The sequence below is a fragment of the Streptomyces sp. NPDC056160 genome, from assembly GCF_042268205.1.
Classification (GTDB): domain Bacteria; phylum Actinomycetota; class Actinomycetes; order Streptomycetales; family Streptomycetaceae; genus Streptomyces.
This window is the reverse complement of the sequence record NZ_JBHJUW010000363.1, coordinates 1-1,178: the sequence shown is the minus strand read 5'-3', so window position 1 is coordinate 1,178 and position 1,178 is coordinate 1. Positions and strand designations below refer to the sequence as shown.

Below are 1,178 nucleotides of genomic sequence, written 5' to 3'. Positions count from 1 at the left end.
AACGCGGGCCTACTCGGAGACCTTCAAGGGATCATCGGGAAGGTACGCCCTCCGCGTTCCTCCCGGCACCGATCCACAGGTTCCGAGCATTGCTCATTGGGCCCCGTGGTCGGTGTGCATGATCGCTCCCGCGAGGCGGTCGCGGGTCCGCTCGGCGGCGGCCAGGGCGTCGACGACCAGCTCCGCGCGCATATGGCCGGCGATCGCCCAGCCCGCCAGCCGCCGGGACGCGAGGTCGATCACGGTCGCGAGGTAGCAGAACTTCCCGCCGCCGACCGGCAGATAGGTGATGTCCCCGACGTACTTGGTGTTCACCTCGGTGGCGGTGAAGTCCCGGCCGATCAGGTCAGGGGCCTTCGCCGCGGCCGGGTCCGCGACGGTGGTGCGGTGCTTCCTGCGCAGCCGGAATCCGGCGATGCCAGCGGTCTTCATCAGCCGGGCGGCCTTCTTGTGGTTCACCGGCTCGCCGCCGGTCTCGCGGAGCTCGGCGGTGATCCTGGGGACGCCGTAGGTGCCGTCCGAGGCGGCGTGGACGGCGGCGATCCTGGCGGTCAGCTTCTCGTCGGCCGCCTGCCGGGCGGCCCTGGCCAGCGCGGTGGCCTGCCAGTAGTAGAAACTCGATCGGGCGATCCCGAGGACCTGGCACAACCGCTTCACGCCGTGCTCGGCGCGCAGGCCGGCGACACACTGGAAGCGGTTCACCAGCGCGTCGCCCCGGCGAAATACTTCGCCGCCTTCTGCAGGATGTCGCGCTCTTCTTCCAGCTCACGCACCCGCCTGCGCAGGGCGACGAGCTCGGCCTCCATCCCCTCGGCCGCCACCGGCGCGGCCGGGCGCGGCGCGGTGTGGCCGCCCGTGCGCCGGCCGTCGGCCGCACGTATCCAGTTCCGCAGTGTCTCGGTGTTCACGCCCAGGTCCGCGGCGACCGACTTGATCGTCGCCCCGGGCCGGGACCGGTACAACGCGACCGCGTCCGCCTTGAACTCGGCCGGGTAATGCTTCATCGCCATCAGTACAGGACTCCACTCCTCAGATCCTCAAGATCCAAGTGTCTCTGGTGTCCAAGATCCGGGGTCAGGCTCCTTCTCGGGATCGCCCGCTCGAGTTTCTATTACTGGCGTCGCACCGCCCCGGCTCGCATGGCCCGCCAGGCCGCTGACGACCGGCTCGCGGCCCGG

General features: G+C 70.5%; 1 pseudogene. It reads right to left on the bottom strand.

The window, feature by feature from the left end:
* Positions 1-96: 96 nt before the first annotated feature.
* Positions 97-1,010, bottom strand: a pseudogene (locus ACFC02_RS42750) (IS3 family transposase); the annotation flags it as partial.
* Positions 1,011-1,178: the final 168 nt, after the last annotated feature.